This window comes from Streptomyces luteireticuli, from assembly GCF_041519305.1.
GTDB classification, from domain to species: domain Bacteria; phylum Actinomycetota; class Actinomycetes; order Streptomycetales; family Streptomycetaceae; genus Streptomyces; species Streptomyces luteireticuli.
Map to the genome: position 1 here is coordinate 2,363,034 of NZ_CP167927.1, position 20,378 is coordinate 2,383,411.

21 protein-coding genes are annotated in these 20,378 nt (G+C 73.0%); 10 read left to right on the forward strand and 11 right to left on the reverse strand.

Features of this window, described 5'->3' with window-relative positions; translation table 11 throughout:
• The first annotated feature begins 231 nt into the window (after positions 1–231).
• Positions 232–1,890 carry a streptophobe family protein gene (locus AB8735_RS09865; RefSeq protein ID WP_372406686.1) on the forward strand — a complete coding sequence of 553 codons (1,659 nt, stop codon included), beginning with the start codon at positions 232–234 and terminating at the stop codon, positions 1,888–1,890.
• 77 nt (positions 1,891–1,967) lie between these two features.
• Positions 1,968–3,209 carry a phosphoserine phosphatase SerB gene (serB, locus tag AB8735_RS09870; protein WP_344030884.1) on the forward strand — a complete coding sequence of 414 codons (1,242 nt, stop codon included), beginning with the start codon at positions 1,968–1,970 and terminating at the stop codon, positions 3,207–3,209.
• 346 nt (positions 3,210–3,555) lie between these two features.
• On the opposite strand, the gene AB8735_RS09875 is transcribed toward serB, so the two are convergent.
• The 4 genes from AB8735_RS09875 to AB8735_RS09890 all read right to left on the reverse strand — a co-directional run bounded on the left by AB8735_RS09875 (position 3,556) and on the right by AB8735_RS09890 (position 5,996).
• Positions 3,556–4,074 carry a histidine phosphatase family protein gene (locus tag AB8735_RS09875; protein ID WP_344030886.1) on the reverse strand — a complete coding sequence of 173 codons (519 nt, stop codon included), beginning with the start codon at positions 4,072–4,074 and terminating at the stop codon, positions 3,556–3,558.
• Positions 4,075–4,160: 86 nt separating this feature from the next.
• Positions 4,161–4,361, reverse strand: coding sequence for a hypothetical protein (locus AB8735_RS09880; protein WP_372406687.1), 201 nt, complete (start codon positions 4,359–4,361; stop codon positions 4,161–4,163).
• A 165-nt stretch (positions 4,362–4,526) separates the two neighbouring features.
• A complete protein-coding gene (locus AB8735_RS09885) occupies positions 4,527–4,649 on the reverse strand; it encodes an SGM_5486 family transporter-associated protein (RefSeq protein WP_344030890.1) in 123 nt (40 codons plus the stop codon).
• A gap of 75 nt (positions 4,650–4,724) precedes the next feature.
• Entirely contained in the window at positions 4,725–5,996 is a 1,272-nt protein-coding gene (locus tag AB8735_RS09890) for a CynX/NimT family MFS transporter (RefSeq protein ID WP_372406689.1), read from the reverse strand.
• Positions 5,997–6,025: 29 nt separating this feature from the next.
• Between AB8735_RS09890 and AB8735_RS09895 the strand changes: the two genes are divergently transcribed.
• Positions 6,026–6,745, forward strand: coding sequence for a FadR/GntR family transcriptional regulator (locus AB8735_RS09895; RefSeq protein ID WP_372411810.1), 720 nt, complete (start codon positions 6,026–6,028; stop codon positions 6,743–6,745).
• Here AB8735_RS09895 and AB8735_RS09900 read toward each other — a convergent pair.
• The 3 genes from AB8735_RS09900 to fabG form a co-directional block, all read right to left on the reverse strand.
• Positions 6,730–7,107: a hypothetical protein gene (locus AB8735_RS09900; RefSeq protein WP_372406691.1), complete on the reverse strand. Its 378-nt coding sequence runs from the start codon at positions 7,105–7,107 to the stop codon at positions 6,730–6,732. The genes AB8735_RS09895 and AB8735_RS09900 overlap by 16 nt on opposite strands.
• Positions 7,108–7,263: 156 nt before the next feature.
• Positions 7,264–8,034 carry an enoyl-ACP reductase FabI gene (gene fabI / locus AB8735_RS09905; RefSeq protein WP_344030895.1) on the reverse strand — a complete coding sequence of 257 codons (771 nt, stop codon included), beginning with the start codon at positions 8,032–8,034 and terminating at the stop codon, positions 7,264–7,266.
• Positions 8,035–8,039: 5 nt separating this feature from the next.
• Positions 8,040–8,744 carry a 3-oxoacyl-[acyl-carrier-protein] reductase gene (gene fabG / locus AB8735_RS09910; RefSeq protein ID WP_344030897.1) on the reverse strand — a complete coding sequence of 235 codons (705 nt, stop codon included), beginning with the start codon at positions 8,742–8,744 and terminating at the stop codon, positions 8,040–8,042.
• A gap of 202 nt (positions 8,745–8,946) precedes the next feature.
• Here fabG and AB8735_RS09915 point away from each other — a divergent pair, with 202 nt between their 5' ends.
• From AB8735_RS09915 to tyrS, 3 genes are all read left to right on the forward strand, one after another.
• Positions 8,947–10,470 carry a TldD/PmbA family protein gene (locus AB8735_RS09915; RefSeq protein ID WP_372406694.1) on the forward strand — a complete coding sequence of 508 codons (1,524 nt, stop codon included), beginning with the start codon at positions 8,947–8,949 and terminating at the stop codon, positions 10,468–10,470.
• Between the two features lie 2 nt (positions 10,471–10,472).
• Positions 10,473–11,870: a metallopeptidase TldD-related protein gene (locus AB8735_RS09920; RefSeq protein ID WP_372411811.1), complete on the forward strand. Its 1,398-nt coding sequence runs from the start codon at positions 10,473–10,475 to the stop codon at positions 11,868–11,870.
• Between the two features lie 99 nt (positions 11,871–11,969).
• A complete protein-coding gene (gene tyrS, locus AB8735_RS09925; protein WP_372406696.1) occupies positions 11,970–13,388 on the forward strand; it encodes a tyrosine--tRNA ligase in 1,419 nt (472 codons plus the stop codon).
• Positions 13,389–13,821: 433 nt separating this feature from the next.
• On the opposite strand, the gene AB8735_RS09930 is transcribed toward tyrS, so the two are convergent.
• The gene (locus AB8735_RS09930) at positions 13,822–14,097 is read right to left on the reverse strand and encodes a GlsB/YeaQ/YmgE family stress response membrane protein (protein ID WP_344022389.1); all 276 of its coding nucleotides are present in this window, start codon (positions 14,095–14,097) and stop codon (positions 13,822–13,824) included.
• Positions 14,098–14,238: 141 nt separating this feature from the next.
• Between AB8735_RS09930 and AB8735_RS09935 the strand changes: the two genes are divergently transcribed.
• Both AB8735_RS09935 and AB8735_RS09940 read left to right on the forward strand, forming a co-directional pair.
• The gene (locus tag AB8735_RS09935; RefSeq protein ID WP_372406697.1) at positions 14,239–14,613 is read left to right on the forward strand and encodes a DUF3099 domain-containing protein; all 375 of its coding nucleotides are present in this window, start codon (positions 14,239–14,241) and stop codon (positions 14,611–14,613) included.
• Between the two features lie 222 nt (positions 14,614–14,835).
• A complete protein-coding gene (locus AB8735_RS09940) occupies positions 14,836–15,069 on the forward strand; it encodes a hypothetical protein (RefSeq protein WP_372406700.1) in 234 nt (77 codons plus the stop codon).
• A gap of 42 nt (positions 15,070–15,111) precedes the next feature.
• Here the strand turns inward: AB8735_RS09940 and moaA are convergent, their stop codons facing one another.
• The 3 genes from moaA to AB8735_RS09955 all read right to left on the reverse strand — a co-directional run bounded on the left by moaA (position 15,112) and on the right by AB8735_RS09955 (position 18,224).
• Positions 15,112–16,095 (reverse strand): GTP 3',8-cyclase MoaA, encoded by a 984-nt coding sequence (gene moaA, locus AB8735_RS09945; RefSeq protein ID WP_344022385.1) that lies wholly within the window; start codon positions 16,093–16,095, stop codon positions 15,112–15,114.
• A gap of 105 nt (positions 16,096–16,200) precedes the next feature.
• Positions 16,201–17,829 (reverse strand): cation acetate symporter, encoded by a 1,629-nt coding sequence (locus AB8735_RS09950; RefSeq protein ID WP_372406703.1) that lies wholly within the window; start codon positions 17,827–17,829, stop codon positions 16,201–16,203.
• Positions 17,826–18,224, reverse strand: a complete 399-nt coding sequence (locus AB8735_RS09955) for a DUF485 domain-containing protein (protein ID WP_372406705.1) — start codon at positions 18,222–18,224, stop codon at positions 17,826–17,828. The genes AB8735_RS09950 and AB8735_RS09955 overlap by 4 nt, the downstream gene beginning before the upstream one ends.
• A gap of 239 nt (positions 18,225–18,463) precedes the next feature.
• On the opposite strand from AB8735_RS09955, the gene AB8735_RS09960 reads away from it, so the two are divergent.
• A complete protein-coding gene (locus AB8735_RS09960; protein ID WP_344022381.1) occupies positions 18,464–18,595 on the forward strand; it encodes a hypothetical protein in 132 nt (43 codons plus the stop codon).
• 244 nt (positions 18,596–18,839) lie between these two features.
• Positions 18,840–20,366, forward strand: coding sequence for a S8 family serine peptidase (locus AB8735_RS09965; protein ID WP_344022379.1), 1,527 nt, complete (start codon positions 18,840–18,842; stop codon positions 20,364–20,366).
• Positions 20,367–20,378 lie beyond the last annotated feature (12 nt).

Consider the following 20,378-nt stretch of genomic DNA (forward strand, 5'->3'; position numbering starts at 1 on the left):
CTAGGGATGGCGAACATCGGGAGGAACTATTTCAGGCACAGTCCCCCGATCGAAAGTCGGGGATTGACGGACCTCCCTTCCCACCCTCTTCCCACCCGCTTCGCACCCCCTTCTTCCCCGCTTCCCGTGCGCCGTTGACGGGGCGGAAACACCACCGGAGAGTGGTAATCGCCCACGGCCGCACGGAAATCACACGGCCGTCGGCAGATTGGTACGGACCGGGGGGCCGTGATGACCATCACCAGTGACCGGGGCGGGGCGCGGCCGGTCCTCATCGCAGTGGCCGGGGTGGGCTGGGCCTTCCTCGCGATGGCCGGGACGGCCGCGCTCGGACTGCACCTGCTGGGCGCCGACCGGGCCGGGGCGCTCGGGCCGATGACCGCCGCGGTGGTCGTCCTCGCCACCGGCGGTTCCGTCGAGCCCTCGGGGGCCGTCGAGGCGTTCGGCCTCACCGGCGCCGGGGCACGGTCCTCCATCGACGTGCTGCCGCTGGGGGTGACGCTCGTCGGCGCGCTGGTGCTCGGGGCGGCCTTCGTCCGCTCCCTGCGCCCGGCCGGGCCCGTCGTCGGCGGCCGCGAACTGGCCGCGCGCGCCGGGGTGATGGCCGCCGTCTTCCTGCTCGTGCTCGGCGGGCTCGCCTGGGCGGGCTCCTCCACCGTCACCATCGACGGCACCGCCCTGGTCCCCGGCGGCGGGGACGGCGGACCGAAACTGGAGCTCCCCGGCATCGGGGACCTCGGCGACCTCCCCGACCGGCTGGCCGGGCTCGCCCGCGCCAAGGCCGCCGTCGGCTTCTCGGTGCGGACCGGGCCGTCGCTGCTGGGCGGCGCCGCCTGGGTGCTCGTCGTCCTGCTGGTCACCCTGCTGGCCGCCCGCACCGCACCGCTGCCGCACGGCGCGCGGGCGCTGCACCGCTCGGTGCGCCCCGCGGCCTCGGCGCTGTGCGCCGTGCTGGTGCTGGCCGTCGCCGCCGGCTGGGCCGCGGCGGCGGGCGCGACGGCCGGGGACGACCACCCGGGACGGATCGCCGGCGCCGCGCTCCTCGGGGCGCCGAACGGGGTGTGGCTCGGGCTGCCGCTCGGCCTCTTCGTGCCCTGGCACGGCAGGGCCGCCGGGAGCCTGCTGGGCGTCCTCCCCGACCCCCTCGACCGGCTGTTGAACGGCGGCGCCGATCAGACCGTCGGGGTGGGCCGGCTCGTCGGCCTCGACGACCGGGTGCTGCTGCTCCCGGCCGCCTGCGCCCTGGCCGTGCTGCTGGCCGGGGTGCTCACGGCGGTGCGCACCCCGCGCGGGACGGGCGGTGCGGCCGCGTACGCCGGCCGGTGCGCGCTGGCGCTCGGCGCGGTCACGGCGGTGGCCCTGCCGCTGCTGGCCCTGGCCACCAGGGTCAGGGCCGACGCGAGCCTGTCGGTACTGGGCATCGACGCCGCGGGGGCCGGGCTCGAACTGTCCGGGAGCGTCCCGCTCGCGGCGCTGCTCGGGGCGGTGTGGGGCCTGGGCGCGGGGGCGGTGGGCGGGCTGCTCGCACGGTGGACGGGGGCGGCGGGGCGGCGGGCGGTGCCGTACGCGTACGCCTACGGGGAGGCTCCCGCCGGGGACCCGGCGGCAGGGGCGCCCGGCCCCCACCGGCCCTCGCCGCGGTACGGGGCCGCGTCCCCCGACACCAATCCCTATCTACGGCCGGACGGGCAGCGGCACAGGAGTCTGTACGACAGCCCGACCCATCAGGCGGCCGGTCCGCCGGAGCGCTCCCCGGAACCGCCACCGGTCCCGCCACCGGTCCCGCCGTCCGGGGAGCACCGGTACGGGAGTCCGCCCCCGCCGCCGCCGGGTCCGCCGCCGCCCCCACGGGGGTGGCCGGGCCGGGGCGGGCGGCCGCCGCGCCGGTGACCCGGTGGTGAACAGTGCGTTCCCCACCCGGCTCCCCCTGCGGCGGCCCGCGGGGCACCGGCTACCGTAGAAGCACCATGAGCGCACCGCAGATCCCACCTGCCACCGCTGTTGCCGGCCTCTCCGCCGACGACGAGCCCACCCTCCTCGTCAAGATCTTCGGGAAGGACCGGCCGGGCATCACCGCCGGGCTCTTCGACACGCTCGCCGCCTACGCGGTCGACGTCATAGACATCGAGCAGGTCGTCACCCGGGGGCGGATCACCCTCTGCGTCCTCGTCACCGCCCCCGCCGGGGCCGGTGCCTCCGAGGGCGACCTGCGGGCGACCGTCCACAGCTGGGCCGAGTCGATGCACCTCCAGACCGAGATCATCTCCGGCCGGGGCGACAACAGGCCGCGCGGCGTGGGCCGTTCGCACGTCACGGTGCTGGGCCACCCGCTCACCGCGGAGTCCACCGCGGCCATCGCGGCCAGCATCACCGGCACGGGCGGCAACATCGACCGTATCTTCCGGCTCGCCAAGTACCCCGTGACCGCAGTGGAGTTCGCGGTCTCCGGCGCGGAGACGGAGAAGCTGCGCACGGCGCTGGCCGTCGAGGCCGCCCGGCTCGGGGTGGACGTGGCCGTCGTCGCGTCGGGCCTGCAACGGCGGGCGCAGCGCCTGGTGGTGATGGACGTCGACTCCACGCTGATCCAGGACGAGGTCATCGAACTGTTCGCGGCGCACGCGGGCTGCGAGGCCGAGGTCGCGGAGGTGACCGCGCAGGCGATGCGCGGCGAACTGGACTTCGAGCAGTCGCTGCACGCGCGGGTGGCGCTGCTGGCCGGGCTGGACGAGTCGGTGGTGGACAAGGTCCGTGCGGAGGTCCGGCTGACGCCCGGGGCCCGGACCCTGATCCGTACGCTGAAGCGGCTCGGCTTCCAGGTCGGCGTGGTCTCCGGGGGGTTCACCCAGGTCACGGACGACCTGCGGGAGCGGCTCGGGCTGGACTTCGCGTCCGCCAACACACTGGAGATCGTCGACGGGAAGCTGACCGGCCGGGTCACCGGGGAGATCGTGGACCGCGCCGGGAAGGCGCGGCTGCTCCGCCGGTTCGCGGCCGAGGCCGGGGTGCCGCTGGCCCAGACGGTGGCGGTCGGGGACGGCGCGAACGACCTGGACATGCTGAACGCGGCCGGGCTGGGGGTGGCGTTCAACGCGAAGCCGGTGGTGCGGGAGGCGGCGCATACGGCGGTGAACGTGCCGTTCCTGGACACGGTGCTGTATTTGCTGGGGGTTACGCGGGAGGAAGTCGAGGCGGCGAACACGCACGAGTGAGTGTTCGGGTGGGTTTCGCTCCCCGCCCCGCCCTGACCCTCCCCCAGAGGGGGTACCCCCACGCAGGGGCTGCGCCCCTGCGCGACCCTTCGTGCGCGCTGCCGCGCGCGGGGTCGCGCTCCGCGCGGTGGGCGGGGCTTCGCCCCTGCGCCCCACCGGGGGCTCCGCCCCCTGGCCCCCGAAGCGCCCTTCGGACGCTGTCCTCAAACGCCGGACGGGCTGAATCAGCCCGTCCGGCGTTTGAGGACAATGCGGCGCAGCCGCATTGCGGGCCGAGGGGCGCAGCCCCGGAAGAAACGGTGAAAGGGCGGGGCGGGGAGAACAAAACCCACCCCCGGCGAAAGCCCTACGCGTGCGGCGCCCAGAACGCCGCCAGCCGTCCCACCCCGTGCTCCACGCCCTTCCACGAACCGCCGAACGTGATCACCGCGATCGCCGCCGTCGGGAAGCCGGACCGGTTCATCCGCGCCAGCAGATCCCCGTCCGCCTCCCCCGTCAGCGCGTCCGCCAGCGCGTGCATCCCGGGGTTGTGGCCGATCAGCAGCAGGTCGGAGACCTCGTCGGACACCTCGTTGAGCAAGGCGATCAGCTCACCGAGGGACGCTTCGTAGAGCCGTTCCTCGTACACCGTGCGCGGCCGCTGCGGCAGCTCCGGCACGGCGAGCTTCCAGGTCTCGCGCGTGCGGGCGGCGGTGGAGCACAGGGCCAGCTCGGGGGTGACGCCGGATCCGGCGAGCCAGCGTCCGGCGACCGGAGCGTCCTTGCGGCCGCGCTCGGCGAGCGGACGCTCGTGGTCGTCGACGTCGGGCCAGTCGGCCTTGGCGTGGCGGAAGAGGACGATCCTGCGGGTCGTTTCGGCGCTCATGCGGTCCAGCTTCGCATGAAACCGACCGCGAGGCGCGGGGTGTTGGGAGGCTTGCACTCCCCGGGGGAAGAGCCTGCGGAAGGGCCTCACGGCAGCCAGTGCCCGACGAGCAGGACGAGGCGGGCCACGATGCCGGGCGCCGCCGGGGCGGCCTCCGCCGCGGGGGCCGGGGCCGGGGCGGCCAGCAGGACGAACAGGGCCACGAAGGCGAGCGCGGGCAGCACCGCGGCCCACCACGGCAGGCGGGTCTGCACGGTACGCGTGCGGTCGTGCCTGCGGGCGGGCATGGGGTCGCCTCCGTACGGTCCGGTCGGTGCACCGCCGCGTCGCGGTGCACTACGAACCTACGGAGCGGGAGCGCCCTCTCCCATCCGGTGAACCCCCCAGTCCTCCCGGAGGCGGGCCCCCTAGGGGGGTGGTGCCGGCACCACCCCCGGGAGAGGACGGGCCGGTCAGCCGGAGGCGAAGGTGGCGATGATGCCGATGACGACGGTGATGCCGAGCATCGCGCCGAGGATGGTCAGAAGCGCCTTCTGACCGTTCTTGGGGTCGGGATTGGTGTCCATGACGGGCATGCCCCCAGTGTCCCAGCCCGCCCGGCCGCCCCGGCACCGGGGTCGGATCCCGTCCCGTCGCTCGGATCCCGTCGCTCAGGTCTCGTCCTCGACGCTGCGGTCGCGCCCGGCCAGCACCCCGGCCACCGCCTGCGGCACCAGCAGCGCCGCCAGCAGCGCGATGGGCAGCCCCCAGCCGCCGGTGGCCTGGTAGAGACGGCCCACCAGCAACGGCCCGGGGATGGAGAGGAGATAGCCGATGCTCTGGACGAAGGCGGACAGCCGCACCACGCCCGCGCCGGTCCGCGCCCGCATGCCGATCATCGTCAGGGCCAGCGGGAAGGAGCTGTTGGCGATGCCGAGGAGCACGGCCCAGGCCCAGCACCCGCCGGCCGGGGCGAAGCGGAGACCGGCGTACCCGGCGAGACCGCAGGCGATGAGGGCCAGCGCGATGACGCCCTGGTTGCGCGCCCGGGCCGCGATGCCGGGGAGCAGCAGCGAGAAGGGCATGCCCACCAGCATGGTCACCGCCGCCAGCAGCCCCGCCGTCCCCGCGCCCACGCCCGCGTCGCGGAAGATCTGCGGCATCCAGCCCATGGTGATGTACGCGCCGGTGGCCTGGAGCCCGAAGAAGACGGCGAGGGCCCAGGCGGTGGGGCTGCGGACCATCCGCGGGGCGGGCTCCTCGGCGGCCGGGACGGCCGCGGCGGGCGCGGCCCGGTCCCGGGCGGCGATGCCCCACCACACCGCCCCCGCCCCGAGGGCGAGCAGCGACCAGACGGCCAGCCCCGGCCGCCAGCCGCCGCCCAGCGCGCCGGCCAGCGGCACGGTGGAGGCGGCGGCGAGCGCCGAGCCGCCGGTGAGGGCCATGGAGTACAGGCCGGTCAGCGGGCCGACCCGGTCGGGGAACCAGCGCTTGACGACGACGGGCATCAGCACGTTGCCCACCGCTATGCCGGCCAGGGCGAGCGCGCTCAGCAGCAGGAACCCGGCGGTGCCGCCCGCGAACGGCCGCAGCGCCAGGCCCGCGGCGACCGCGGCGAGCCCGCCGCAGACCACGGACGCCGGGCCGAAGCGCCGGGCCAGCCGCGGCGCGGCCGGGCCGAGCAGCGCGAAGCACAGGGAGGGGACGGAGGTGAGCAGCCCGGCGACGGTGCCGCTCATGCCGAGGCCGTGCCGCACCTCCTCCATCAGCGAGCCCAGGGCGGTGACCGCGGGCCGCAGGTTGAGGGCGGCCAGGACGAGACCCATGGCGAGCCACCACCGTCCCGTCGGCCCGCGGACCGCTCTTCCCGCGGCCGTCGCCGCGGACCGCCCGTCCGCCGTGTCCGTCGCCCCGCCCTCTGTGCCCACCATGGCACCCATCATAGAATCATGGGATGAATGAGGTACCAGCGATGTCCCTGACCTCGCCCCGCAGGGCCCCGCTCGTGGACCAGGTGATCGACGGGCTGCGCCGGCAGATCACCTCCGGCGCCTGGCCGGTCGGCTCCCGCATCCCCACCGAGCCGGAGCTCGTCGAGCAGCTGGGCGTCGCCCGGAACACCGTCCGGGAGGCCGTCCGCGCCCTCGCGCACAACGGTCTGCTCACCATCCGGCAGGGCTCGGGCACCTATGTCGCCGCCACCAGCGAACTGGCCGGCGTGATGCAGCGCCGCTTCGCCGGCGCCGATCCGCTGCACGTGGCGGAGCTGCGCAGCGCCCTGGAGACGAAGGCCGCGGCCCTCGCCGCGGAGCGCCGCACGGAGGAGGACCTCGGTCTGCTGGAGGAGCTGCTGGAGCGGCGCGAGCGGGAGTGGCGCTCGGGCGGGCTGGAGCGGTTCGTCGAGGCGGACGCGGCGTTCCACACCGCGGTCGTGGCCGCCGCGCACAACGAGGTGCTGGCCGCGCTCTACGCGGACCTCGGCGCGGTCGTCCGGGACTTCCTGCGCGGGGACGTGGGGACGGAGCCGCGCTCCCGGGTGCTGACGGACCACGCCCGGCTGGTCGCGGCGATCCGGTCCGGGGACGCGGCCGCGGCGGCCGCCGAGGCGAGCACGTACCCGTACGTCGTGAGGGAGGACGGCGGAGACGGAGGAGACGAGGGAGACGGGGAGGGCGATCAGCCCGGCGCGTGACTGACCCAGGCCTCCCGCACGGTCAGCCAGCAGCGCTGGGCGAGGGTGACGTGCCGCGTCGGGCCGACGATGACCGGGGCGGTGTCCATGGCGGGGTCCCACCAGCGGGCGCAGCGCAGGTGCAGCTGGACCCGGTCGGGGGTGGCGTTGCCGTTGAAGCAGTCGGCGGTGGCGTGCGAGCCGCGGACGAGGGTGTGGCACTCGGCCCCGGGCGGCGGGCCCGGCGGGACGGGACGCGGCGCCGGGCGGGCGGACGCTCCGCGGGGGTGGGCGGCGAGCGGGCCGGGCGCGGAGGGCCCGGCGAGGGCCGCGGCGGTCAGCAGCAGTGCGGTGGTCCGGCGGAGACCGGAGGCGCATATCACGGCCGTACCTCCTCCCCCGGTGGTCCGAGGGGACGTTGCTCCCTCAGTGTGCGGGCGGGCGGCCGGATTATCGACTCGAACGGCGGAGTGACGACGCGAGGGCCGCGGTCCGTCCCGGGGGACGGGCCGCGGCCCTCGCGCGATCGGCAGGAGGCGTCAGGCACCCATCATGTGCACGCCGCCGTCGACGTGCACGATCTCGCCCGTGGTGCGGGGGAAGAAGTCCGACAGCAGGCCGACGACGCCGCGGCCGGCCGGCTCCGGGTCGGCGAGGTCCCAGCCGATGGGCGCGCGGTGGTTCCACACGTCCGCCAGCTCCTCGAAGCCCGGGATGGACTTGGCGGCCATCGAGCGGATCGGGCCGGCCGAGACCAGGTTGCAGCGGATGCCCTTGGGGCCCAGGTCACGGGCGAGGTAGCGGTTGGTGCCCTCCAGGGCGGCCTTGGCCACGCCCATCCAGTCGTACTTCGGCCAGGCGAACTGGGCGTCGAAGGTGAGGCCGACGACGGAGGAGCCCTCGCGCATCACCGGCAGCAGCGCGGTGGCGAGCGCCTTGTAGGAGTACGCCGAGACGTGGACGGCCGTGGAGACGTCCTCCCACGTGGCCTCCAGGAAGTTGAAGGCGCCCTGCGGGCCGAAGGCGATGGAGTGCACGATGCCGTCCAGGGCGACGCCCTCGCCGAGGTGCTCGCGCACCTTGTCGGCGATGGTGTCCAGCTGCTCCTGGTTGGTGACGTCGAGCTCGATCACCGGAGCGGGCTTCGGCAGCCGCTTGGCGATGCGCTCGACCAGGGTGAGCCGGCCGAACCCGGTCAGGATGACCTCGGCGCCCTCGTTCTGGGCCACCTTGGCGGCCTGGAAGGCGATCGACTGCTCGGTCAGGACACCCGTGACCAGGATGCGCTTGCCTGCGAGGATTCCACTCATGGCGATCAGTGACCCATGCCCAATCCGCCGTCGACGGGAACGACGGCTCCGGTGATGTATGCGGCCTCGTCCGAGGCGAGGAAGCGGACCGAGGCGGCAATCTCCTCGGGCTGCGCGTAACGGCCCAGCGGGACGTTGGCGACGATGCCGGCGCGCTGCTCGTCGCTGAGCACGGCCGTCATGTCGGTGTCCACGAAGCCGGGCGCGACGACGTTGACGGTGATGTTGCGGGAACCCAGCTCACGGGCGAGGGAGCGGGCGAAGCCCACCAGGCCGGCCTTGGAGGCGGCGTAGTTCGCCTGCCCCGCCGAGCCCAGCAGGCCGACCACGGAGGAGATCAGCACGACGCGGCCCTTGCGGGCGCGCAGCATGCCCTTCGAGGCGCGCTTGACGACCCGGAAGGTGCCGGTGAGGTTGGTCTCGACGACCGAGGTGAAGTCCTCCTCGGACATGCGCAGCAGCAGCTGGTCGCGGGTGACGCCGGCGTTGGCCACCAGCACCTCGACCGCGCCCTGCTTCTCCTCGATCTCCTTGTAGGCCTGCTCGACCTGCTCCGGGTCCGTGATGTCGCACCTGACCGCGAGGAAGCCCTCCGGCGGCTCGCCCGAACGGTAGGTGATGGCGACCTTGTCCCCCGCGTCGGCGAAGGCGCGCGCGATGGCGAGGCCGATGCCCCGGTTTCCTCCGGTGACGAGAACCGAGCGGCTCAAAGGATCACCCTTCCGTTAGTGGATCCGTTTCCATGGACATGGACGGAGCTGGACTACATGAACGTATCGGTAGAGGTCACCGAAGAGACAATCGGGCACTGACAGGGGACGGGTGCCGGTCACTGTTGGATCTCTACAGAATCTCCTGCCGCCGGGGGCGCCGCGTGGGCATGATGCACGGCGACGACCTTCGGGAGGTTCCGTGCCGCATTCCATCGACGCGTCATTTCTCGCGCTTCCCTTGCGTCCCCTGGCCGACGCCGCCCTGGCGCGCGCCCGCGCGCTGGGCGCCGAGCACGCCGACTTCCGCTTCGAGCGGGTGCGCACCGCCGGCCGGCGGCTGCGCGACTCGCGCCTCGCGGGCTCCTCGGACACCACCGACCTGGGCTACGGCGTACGGGTGGTGCACGACGGGGCCTGGGGCTTCGCCTCGGGCACCGAGCCGACCATGGACGCCGCCGCGCGCGTGGCCGGGCAGGCGGTGGCCATGGCCAGACTGACGGCGAAGGTGAACGCCGCGGCGGGTTCGGCCGAGAGGGTGGAGCTGGCCGACGAGCCCGCGTACGGGGAGCGCACCTGGGTCTCCTCCTACGAGGTGGACCCCTTCTCCGTACCCGACGACGAGAAGACCGCGCTGCTGGCCGGCTACAGCGACCGGCTGCTGGCCGCCGAGGGCGTGAGCCATGTGGACGCCTCGCTGGTGACCGTGCACGAGAACAAGTTCTACGCGGACACGGCGGGCACGACGACCACGCAGCAGCGCGTCCGGCTGCACCCCCAGCTGACGGCGGTGGCCGTGGACCCGGGCGGCGGCACCTTCGAGTCGATGCGCACCCTGGCCCCGCCGACGGGCCGCGGCTGGGAGTACCTGACGGGCACCGGCTGGGACTGGGACGCCGAACTGGCGGAGATGCCGGGGCTGTTGGCGGAGAAGCTGCGCGCGCCGGGCGTCCGGGCCGGCGCGTACGACCTGGTCGTCGACGCGTCCAACCTGTGGCTGACGATCCACGAGTCGATCGGCCACGCCACCGAGCTCGACCGCGCCCTGGGCTACGAGGCGGCCTACGCGGGCACCTCGTTCGCCACCCCCGACGGGCTGGGGACGCTGCGGTACGGCTCGCCGCTGATGAACGTCACCGGCGACCGGACGGCCGAGTACGGCCTGGCGACCGTCGGGTACGACGACGAGGGCGTGGCCGCCCAGTCCTGGAACCTGATCGAGGACGGCATCCTGACCGGCTACCAGCTGGACCGGAGGATCGCCCGGCTGCACGGGCTGGGCCGCTCCAACGGCTGCTCGTACGCGGACTCGCCGTCGCGCATGCCGCTGCAGCGGATGGCGAACGTCTCGCTGCTCCCGGCACCGGACGGACCGTCGGCCGAGGAGCTGATCGCGGACGTGGACCGGGGGATCTATGTGGTCGGCAACCGGTCCTGGTCGATCGACCAGCAGCGCTACAACTTCCAGTTCACCCAGCAGAGGGCATACGCGATCCGGAAGGGCCGGCTGGCCGGGCAGCTGCGCGACGTGGCCTACCAGGCGACGACGACGGACTTCTGGGGCTCGATGACGGCCGTGGGCGGTCCGCAGACCTATGTGCTGGGCGGGGCCTTCAACTGCGGCAAGGCCCAGCCGGGGCAGATCGCGGCCGTCTCGCACGGCTGCCCCACGGCCCTCTTCCGGGACGTGAACATCCTGAACACGGCACAGGAGGCGGGCAAGTGACGATGCGTCGGAACAGCCCTCACGAGATCGTCGAACGGGCCCTGGCGCTCTCCCGGGCCGACGGCTGCACGGTGATCGTCGCCGAGCGCTCCACCGCCAATCTGCGCTGGGCGCGCAACGCGCCCACCACCAACGGCGTCACGCGCGGCCGCACCGTCACCGTGATCGCCACCGTGGACGGCGGCAGCGGCACCGCCGCGGGCGTCGTCTCACGGTCCGGGGTCACCGCCACGGACCTGGCGGAGCTGGTAGGGGCCGCCGAGCACGCCGCCCGCGCGGCGGGCCCGGCCGAGGACGCCGCGCCCCCGGTGACGGGCGTACCGCACTCCCCCGGTTTCACCGACGGACCCGCCGAGACGACCGCCGCCGTCTTCGACGCCTTCGCCCCCGCCCTGGGCGAGTCCTTCGCCCGCGCCCGACCGGCCGGCCGCGAGCTGTACGGCTTCGCCCACCACGAGACCGTCACCAGCTATCTGGGCACCTCCGCCGGGCTGCGGCTGCGGCACGACCAGCCCACCGGCGGCGTCGAGCTGAACGCCAAGGCGGCCGACGGCACCGGCTCGGCGTGGACGGCCGTGCCCACCCGGGACTTCCGCGAAGTGGACCCGCTCGCCCTGGACGCCTCCCTCGCCGAGCGGCTGGGCTGGTCCCGCCGCCGCGTCGAGGTCCCCGCCGGGCGGCACCCCACGCTGCTGCCGCCGTCGGCCGTGGCCGACCTGATGGTCTACCTGCAGTTGCGGGCCGACGCCCGGAACGCGGCGGAGGGCCGCACCGTCTTCTCCCGGGCCGGCGGCGGGACCCGGGTGGGCGAGAAACTGGCGGCGCTGCCCCTGACGCTGCGCAGCGACCCCTCGGCCCCCGGCCTGGAGTGCGCCCCGTTCGTCCTGGCGGGCAGCTCGACCGACGGGACCTCGGTGTTCGACAACGGGCTGCCGGTGGGCGCCACCGACTGGATCCGCGACGGCGTGCTGGAGCGGCTGGTCACCACCCGGCACAGCGCCGCGCTGACCGGCCTGCCGGTCGCTCCGTACCCGGACAACCTGATCCTGGACGCGGGCGGCACCCGTTCCCTGCCGGAGATGATCGCGGCGAGCGGGCACGACGGACCCGAGCTGCTGCTCACCTCCCTCTGGTACATCCGCGAGGTGGACCCCGCGACGCTGCTGGTGACGGGTCTGACCCGGGACGGGGTGTTCCTGGTGCGGGACGGCGAGGCGGTGGGCGAGGTGACCAACTTCCGCTTCAACGAGTCGCCGGTGGGCCTGCTCTCCCGGGCCGTCGAGGCGGGGCGCACCGAGCCGACCCTGGCCCGGGACATCGGCAAGTACTTCGGCCGGACGGCGATGCCGGCGCTGCGGATCCCGGACTTCAACATGAGCTCGGTGAGCAAGGGGGTCTGAGGGGGTCCGAGGAGCGGACGGAGCTCTGTCGGGCCCTCCGAATAGACTGGCCCGACGGGCTCGTCCCGTCCAACCGTCCGCAACGATCTCAGGAACGCCATGACACGCCTCGGCGAATCCGTCGCCCGCGCCAGCGAGCTCCTCGCGCAGGACCTCTCCACCGACTCGACCGTGGAGCGGCTGCTCACCGAGACCAAGGCGCGGCGCTATCTGGACCTGACGGACCTCTCGCCCGAGGAGCAGGCCGCCCTGATCGCGGGCCGCGCCGTGGAGGTGCTGCCGGGCGAGGAGAAGCTCGCCGAGCGGATCGGGGAGCGCCGGGCGGCGGGCAAGGGCCTGCACATCAAGCTGGGCATCGACCCGACCGCCGCCGACGTCCACCTCGGCCACACCGTCCCGATGATCGTCCTCAGCCGCTTCCAGCGGATGGGCCACGACGTCACGCTGCTGATCGGCGACTTCACGGCGAAGATCGGCGACCCGACGGGGCGTACGGCCGAGCGGCCGCCGCTGACCGACGCCGACATCGAGAAGAACCTGGCCGGCTACCGCGAGCAGGTGCGGCCGTTCTTCGACTTCGAGGCGGTCAGCTTCCGCCAGAACAGCGAGTGGCTGTCCCCCTACACCTTCCCGGAGCTGCTGGGCCTGCTCTCCCAGGTGCCGGTCTCGCAGCTGCTGCAGCGCGAGGACTTCCGCAACCGGCTCTCCTCGGGCTCCGGTCTGACCATGTCCGAGCTGCTCTACCCGGTCGCCCAGGGCCTGGATTCCGTTGCCCTGGACTGCGACGTGGAGCTCGGCGGCGCCGACCAGCTGCTCAACCTGCAGATGGGCCGCAAGCTGATGGAGCTGCGCGGGCAGCGGCCGCAGCTGGTGGTCACCATGCCGCTCATCGAGGGCACGGACGGCACCGGCGCCAAGATGTCCAAGTCCAAGGGCAACTACGTCGGGCTGAACGCCACCGCCGACGACGTCTTCGGCAAGATCATGTCCGTTCCGGACCGGCTCATGGAGCCGTACCTCAAGGCGTGGACCGAGTGGACGGACGCGGAGATCGCGCTCGTCCTCGGCCGGGTCGAGGCGCGCTCCCTGCACCCGATGGACCTCAAGAAGGTCCTCGCCGGTGAGGTCGTGGCCGCGCTCTACGGCGTCGAGGCAGCGATGGCCGCCCGGGCGGGATTCGTCGCGCAGTTCTCGAAGAAGAGCTTCACGGACGTCGAGGCGCTCCCGGTCGTCGAGATCGCCGAGCACGGGGCCGAACCGGTGACGGGCGTCCTCAGCAAGGTGCTGGGCTTCCAGCCGAGTGCGTCGGCGGCGCGGCGGGTGGCCAAGCAGAACGGGCTGCGACTGGTCGTCGAGACGGGTGACGGCCAGCAGGCGATCGTGCTCGCCGAGGCGGATGCGATCCGTCCGCTGGGCGAGGTCGTTCCCGAGCTGCTGGCGGGGGCGGGGCTGGGCTCCGCGGCGGGGAGCGTCTACCTCAAGGCGGGGCGCAAGATTGCGGAGCTGCGGGGGCTGTAGGTCGCGGGGGGGGTGTGCCCCGGTCCCGCCCTTTCGCCGTTTCCCCGGGGCGGGGCCCCGGACCCGGCACCGCGGCTTCGCCGCGGGTGGGCGGGGCTTCGCCCCTGCACCCCACCGGGGGCTGCGCCCCCTGGACCCCCGAAGCGCCCTCCGGGCGCTGTCCTCAAACGCCGGACGGGCTGAAATGGCGCGCCGATCCAGCCCGTCCGGCGTTTGAGGACGAGCGGCGAAGCCGCGACAAACGGGGTCCGGGGCGGAGCCCCGAAAAAGGGGGCCAGGGGCGAAGCCCCGGAAGCAGGGGTGCAGGGGGCGCAGCCCCCGCCGGGGCGCAGGGGCGGAGCCCCGCCACCCGCCCACCGCGCGGCAGCGCGGTGCCGGGCCGAGGGGGTGGGGCCCCCGGAAGAAACGGTGAAAGGGCGGGCCAGGGGCAAACTCACCCCTCGGAACGACGACCCCGCACCGCCGCCCACACCCGATCCCCCAGCGCCACCACAACCACCGCCCCGATCAGCTGCAGCGCATGCCGGATCCAGTCGATGCCGTGCGTGTGCCGCACACCCAGCCCGGACGCGCCCCAGTTCCCCAGAGCCGCCCCGATCATGCCGCAGATGATCGTCAGCAGGAGCGGAATCCGCTGCTTCCCCGGGAGGATCGCCTTGGCGATCAGTCCCAGGACGAGACCGACGATGATGGCCCACAACCAGTTCATGGCGTCAGTCTCGGCCCGCCGGAACGGCACCGCATGTCGAGCCGTCCCACCCGCCGCCCCGCCCTCGTCCTGCCGGGAGTCGCGGCGTAACGTTGAGTACATCCCGACCCGGACAGTGGACCGGACAGCAGAGGCGATCAGGTGGTGCACGTGATACGGAAGCGCGGCCGGACGGAGACCTTCCGGATCACCGGGGCCCGGCAGGGTCTGAAGGAGGACGTGCGCGGGCGCGAGCGACGCTATGTGATCTCGATGGGGATCCGCACGCTCGCGGTCATCCTGACAGTGGTGCTGTGGAACGTGGAGCGTTACGTCGCGCTCGGCACCCTCGTCCTGGGCATGTTGCTCCCCTACGTCGCGGTGGTGATCGCCAACGCGGGCCGGGAGAACGTCCCTTCGCTGCCCAGGACGTTCATCCCCGGGCCCACCCGGCCGGCCATCACCCCCGGCTCCGGCGGAGCGGCGAAGTCCGCCGGTGAGAGCCCTCGCGGGACCCAACAAGGCGACCAGGACTGAGGCTTGGGTTCCGGAGCGCCGGGGCGGAAGCTCAGCAAAACCTCAAATCAATCATGTCTTTAGGTGCCCTCCGCGGGGCTCTCCGTGACATACTTCGTAGGCGCTCCGCATCCCCCGTCGGAGCGAATGATCGACGCCGGGCGGCTCCCCCCGTGGCTGCCCGGCGTCGTCGTGCCCGCATCCGGACGCCTCGTGCGGCGCACCTGCACGTAGAGTTGACGGGTGATCTTCCCCGACGCAGCCGACGCAGCGACCGCCCCGATCTGTTCCGCCAAGGGCTGCCGCGCCCCCGCCGTGTGGGTGCTGGCGTGGAACAACCCCAAGCTGCACACCCCCGAGCGCCGCAAGACCTGGCTCGCGTGCGAGGAGCACCGCGAGCACCTGTCGGAGTTCCTCGGCGTGCGCGGCTTCCTCAAGGACGTGGTGACGCTCCAGGAGTGGGAAGCCATGAACTAGCGCGCCTCGTCGAACGAGCGCCCCTCACCGAACGAGCGCGCCTCAGCCGCCTATCGCGGACATCGGCCGGCGCGGCTGGAGGAACGCCGGGTCGTCCAGGCCGGAGCCGGCCTTCTTGCCCCACATCGCCCGCTGCCACCGCCGGGCGATCTCCTCGTCGTCGGCGCCCGAGCGCAGCGCTCCGCGCAGGTCCGTCTCCTCGGTGGCGAACAGGCAGGTGCGGACCTGCCCGTCGGCGGTCAGCCGGGTGCGGTCGCAGGCCGAGCAGAACGGGCGGGTGACCGAGGCGATGACGCCGACCCTGGCCGGGCCGCCGTCGACGAGCCAGCGCTCGGCGGGGGCGGAGCCGCGGCCCTCCTCGGGGGTGAGCGTGAAGCGGGTGCGCAGGCTCGCCAGGATGTCGGCGGCGGTGATCATCTCCTCGCGCCGCCAGCCGTGCTGGGCGTCCAGCGGCATCTGCTCGATGAAGCGCAGCTCGTACCCGTGGTCGACGGCCCAGGCGAGCAGGTCGGGGGCCTCGTCGTCGTTGAGGCCGGGCATCAGGACGGTGTTGACCTTGACGGGGTCGAGGCCGGCGGCCCGGGCGGCGGCGAGTCCGTCGAGGACGTCCTGGTGGCGCTTGCGCCGGGTGAGCTGCCGGAAGACGTCGGGGCGCAGGGTGTCGAGGGAGACGTTGACCCGGTCGAGGCCGGCCTCCTGCAGGGCGCGCGCGGTGCGCGCCAGGCCGATGCCGTTGGTGGTGAGGGACATCCGGGGACGCGGCGCGAGGGCGGCGCAGCGCTCGACGATGGAGACCAGTCCGGGGCGGAGCAGCGGTTCGCCACCGGTGAAGCGGACCTCGGTGATGCCGAGCCGGGTGACGGCGATCCCCACCAGGCGGACGATCTCGTCGTCGGTGAGCAGGTCCTGGCGGGAGAGCCACTGGAGGCCCTCCTCCGGCATGCAGTAGGTGCAGCGGAGGTTGCAGCGGTCGGTGAGGGAGACTCTCAGGTCGGTGGCGACACGACCGTAGGTGTCCATGAGCACGGCGCTGCCCCTCCCGCGGTGACCATTGGTGCCGATGGTCCGCAGCGTACGCGATCCCTTGGGGCATCAACAGTTCGTTGATGCCCCGCGGGACCGCGGCGGAAGTCAGTGCGCGCCGTAGCCGGTGAGCGAACGGACCTCCAGTTCGGCGTACTTCCTCGGATCCGCCTCCTCCTGCGGGAGCAGCGAGCCGAGCCAGCCGAGCAGGAAGCCGAGCGGGATGGAGACGAGGCCGGGGTTGCCGAGGGGGAACCAGTCGAAGCTCATCCCGGGGAAGAGCGCCTTGGGATTGCCCGAGACGACCGGCGAGAAGATCACCAGCGTGACGGAGGAGACGAGTCCGCCGTAGATCGACCAGAGGGCGCCGCGGGTGGTGAAGCGCTTCCAGAAGAGGCTGTAGAGGACCGTCGGGAGGTTGGCCGAGGCGGCGACGGCGAAGGCCAGCGCCACCAGGGCGGCTGCGTTGAGCCGGTGGGCGAAGATGCCCAGCACGATGGAGATCCCGCCGATGACCACGGCGGCGATCTTGGCGGTGAGGACCTCCTCCTTCTCCCCCGTCGCGCCCTTGCGGATGACGTTGGCCCACAGGTCGTGCGCGAAGGACGCGGACGAGGCGAGCGTGAGGCCGGCGACCACGGCGAGGATCGTGGCGAAGGCGACGGCGGAGATCACCGCGAGCAGCACGGCACCGCCGGTGGATCCCGCCCCGCCGCCGACCTCCTCAGCGAGCAGCGGCGCCGCGGTGTTGCCGGACTCGTTCGAGGCGATGATCGCCTTGGAGCCGACGAGGGCCGCCGCGCCGAAGCCCAGGGCGATGGTCATCAGGTAGAAGGCGCCGATGATGCCGATCGCCCAGTTCACCGACTTCCGGGCCGCCTTGGCGGTGGGCACGGTGTAGAAGCGGATGAGGATGTGCGGCAGTCCGGCCGTGCCGAGGACGAGCGCCAGGCCCAGCGAGACGAAGTTGAGCTTGGAGGTGCCGTCCTTGCCGTACTGGAGCCCGGGTTCGAGGAACGCCCTGCCCTTGCCGCTCTTGTCGGCGGCGGCGCCGAGCAGGTGGGAGAGGTTCCAGTCGAACTTGTTGAGCACCAGGATCGTGATCAGCAGGGTGCCCGCGATGAGCAGGACCGCCTTGACGATCTGCACCCAGGTGGTGCCCTTCATCCCGCCGATGGTCACATAGAGCACCATCACCAGGCCCACCAGGACGATGATCCAGCGCCGTGCCCCCTCGCCGCTGGCACCCAGCAGCAGGGCGACGAGCGCGCCCGCGCCGACCATCTGGGCCAGCAGGTAGAAGATCGAGACGACGATGGTGGAGGTGCCGGCGGCGGTGCGCACCGGGCGCTGCGCCAGCCGGTGGGCGAGGACGTCGGCCATGGTGAACCGGCCGGAGTTGCGCAGCGGTTCGGCGACCAGCAGCAGGGCGACCAGCCAGGCGACGAGGAAGCCGATGGAGTAGAGGAAGCCGTCGTAGCCGAAGAGGGCGATGGCCCCGGCGATGCCGAGGAAGGACGCCGCAGACATGTAGTCGCCGGAGATGGCCAGGCCGTTCTGGAAACCGGTGAAGGAGCGGCCGCCGGCGTAGAAGTCCTCGGCGCCCTTGGTCTGCCGGCCCGCCCAGACGGTGATGCCCAGGGTGATGGCGACGAAGACCGAGAACAGCGTGATGATCAGGGTGCGGTGCTCGCCCGCCCCTCCGGCGGCGGCGAGCACGGTCGTGGAGGTGGTCATTCCGCCGCCTCCATACGGGCCTTGACGGCCTCGGCCCGGGGGTCGATGTGGGCCGCGGCGTGCCGGGAGTACCACCAGGCGATCAGGAAGGTGGTGAGGAACTGGGCGAGGCCGAACACGAGGGCGACGTTGATGTTTCCGACGAGCACGGTGTCCATGAAGCCGCCCGCGTAGTTGGACAGCAGCACGTAGAGCAGGTACCAGGCGACGAAGGCGACGGTGACCGGGAAGGCGAAGGAGCGGTGGGCCGTGCGCAGTTCGCCGAACTCGTCGCTCTTCTGGACCGCGAGGAAGCGGTCGGGCTGCACGGGAATGCCGGGCCGGGGCGGTCCGTCCGGCTGCGGGGGCGGTGCGGCGGCGGGGGTGGGGGTCTCCGCGACCTCTTCTGAGTCCACGGCCTCTCCTGACGGTGGGTGGGTGCGGGCGCGAGCCGAAGGCTGTGATACGGGTCACGCATCGTAGAGGGACACCGCAGTATGCGACAGGGGGGCGGTCGTTGAATGACGGAGTGCGGGCCGGATGGGGCAAAACCGCCCGGAGAAAGCCTCGTTGACCCGGTGTGAGCAGCGAGCCGCCGCCTCAGCGGCAGTCCCCCGGTCCGTCCCCTGATCGACGGCCGTTCGGAATCATCAGGTTGACGGCGACCGTACCGGCCGTGCACATGGACCCGCCCGCGGTGATCCCGGTCGCCGGCCGCTGGTACGGGCCGAAGGTGCTGCTGCCGCCGCTGAGCATCGAGGCGCTGCGGGCTCCCGGCGGGGGCTGAACTCCGGCGCCGGGCAAGAAGGTCCCGGGCAAGAAGGTCCCGGGCAAGAAGGTCGTCCCGGGCAAGGAGGTCCCGGGCAGGGCATCCGGGCAAGAGACGTCCCAGTCAGGGACAAAGCGGCCTGTTCCTGCCATCGACTTGGGGAATTCATTGCTCCGCGGCCATGATCGGCGCTAGCTTCACTCGTCATGTACCCGTCCGGGCGCGCCTGGTGCCCGGACGGCCCGGATGATGTGGAGTTCCCATGGCTCATCTGCGCACCAGACGCCGGCACGCCCTCCTCGCCGTGCCCGCCGCCCTGGCGCTCACCGCCTCCCTCGGCTTCCTGCCCGGCGTCGCCTCGGCCGCCGCCCCGGCGGCGAAGGCCAAGGTCGCGACGGACGGCCCGCTGCTGTCGTACGTGGTCAACACCGGTACCGAGCGCGGCACGCTCGACACGGTGAAGAAGGCCGTCGGGCAGAACGGCGGCAGCATCGTCGAGTCGTACGACAAGATCGGCGTCATCGTCGCGCACTCGGCCAACCCCGAGTTCGCCAAGACCCTGCGCACCGTGCCGGGCGTGACGTCCGCGGGCGCCACCCGCACCGCCCCCATCACTCCGGCGGCCACCACGGACGTGGGCAAGCCCGAGAAGGTCAAGCTGCCGAAGGGATTCGCGGCGGCCGCGGCGAAGGCGGCGAAGTCCGGCAAGTCGGCGCAGGAGCCGCTGGAGAGCCTTCAGTGGGACCTCCCGGCCATCAAGGCCGACCAGGCCGCGAAGGTCAACCCGGGCAGCCGCAAGGTCACCGTCGGCGTCATCGACACGGGTGTCGACGACACCCACCCCGACCTCGCACCCAACTTCTCCCGCTCCCAGTCGGCCAGCTGTGTCACCGGCAAGGCGGACACCAGCCCCGGCGCCTGGCGGCCGTTCGACCCCAAGACGGACTACCACGGCACGCACGTGGCCGGCACCATAGCCGCGGCCCGCAACGGCATCGGCGTGGCCGGCGTCGCCCCGAACGCGAAGATAGCCGCGCTCAAGGTGAGCACCGCCAAGGGCAGCTTCTTCTACGCGGAGAGCGTGGTCTGCGCCTTCGTCTTCGCCGCCGACCACGGCATATCGGTGACGAACAACAGCTACTACGTCGACCCGTGGATGTTCAACTGCGCGGACGACGCCGACCAGAAGGCCATCTCCGACGCGGTCAACCGCGCGGTGCAGTACGCCGACCGCAAGGGCGTCGTCAACGTCGCCTCGGCCGGCAACTCCAACTTCGACCTGGCGTCCAAGAAGATCACCGACGCGTCGAGCCCCAACGACACCAAGCCCGGCTCCCGTGACATCGACCCGGCCAAGTGCCTGGACGTCCCGGCCCAGCTGCCCGGCATGGTCACCGTCGCCGCGACCGGCGTCAAGTCGCTGAAGTCGTACTACTCCAACTACGGCCTGGGCCAGATCACCGTGGCGGCCCCCGGCGGCGACGCCCGCCAGATCCCGGACGCCCCCGCCAAGGACGGCCGCATCCTCTCCACCCTGCCTGACGGCGAGTACGGCTTCCTCCAGGGCACCTCGATGGCCGGTCCGCACGTCGCGGGCGTGATGGCGCTGCTGAAGAGCACCCACCCCAAGTCCAGCCCGGCGGAGCTCCGGTGGATCCTCAAGGCCCAGGCCAAGAACCCGGGCTGCCCGGTGCAGGCTCCGGCCGACGCGCCCTGCGTGGGCACCAAGAACATCAACAGCCACTACGGCTACGGCATCGTCGACGCCCTGGCCGCGGTCCGCGGCTGACGTCCGGTCCGA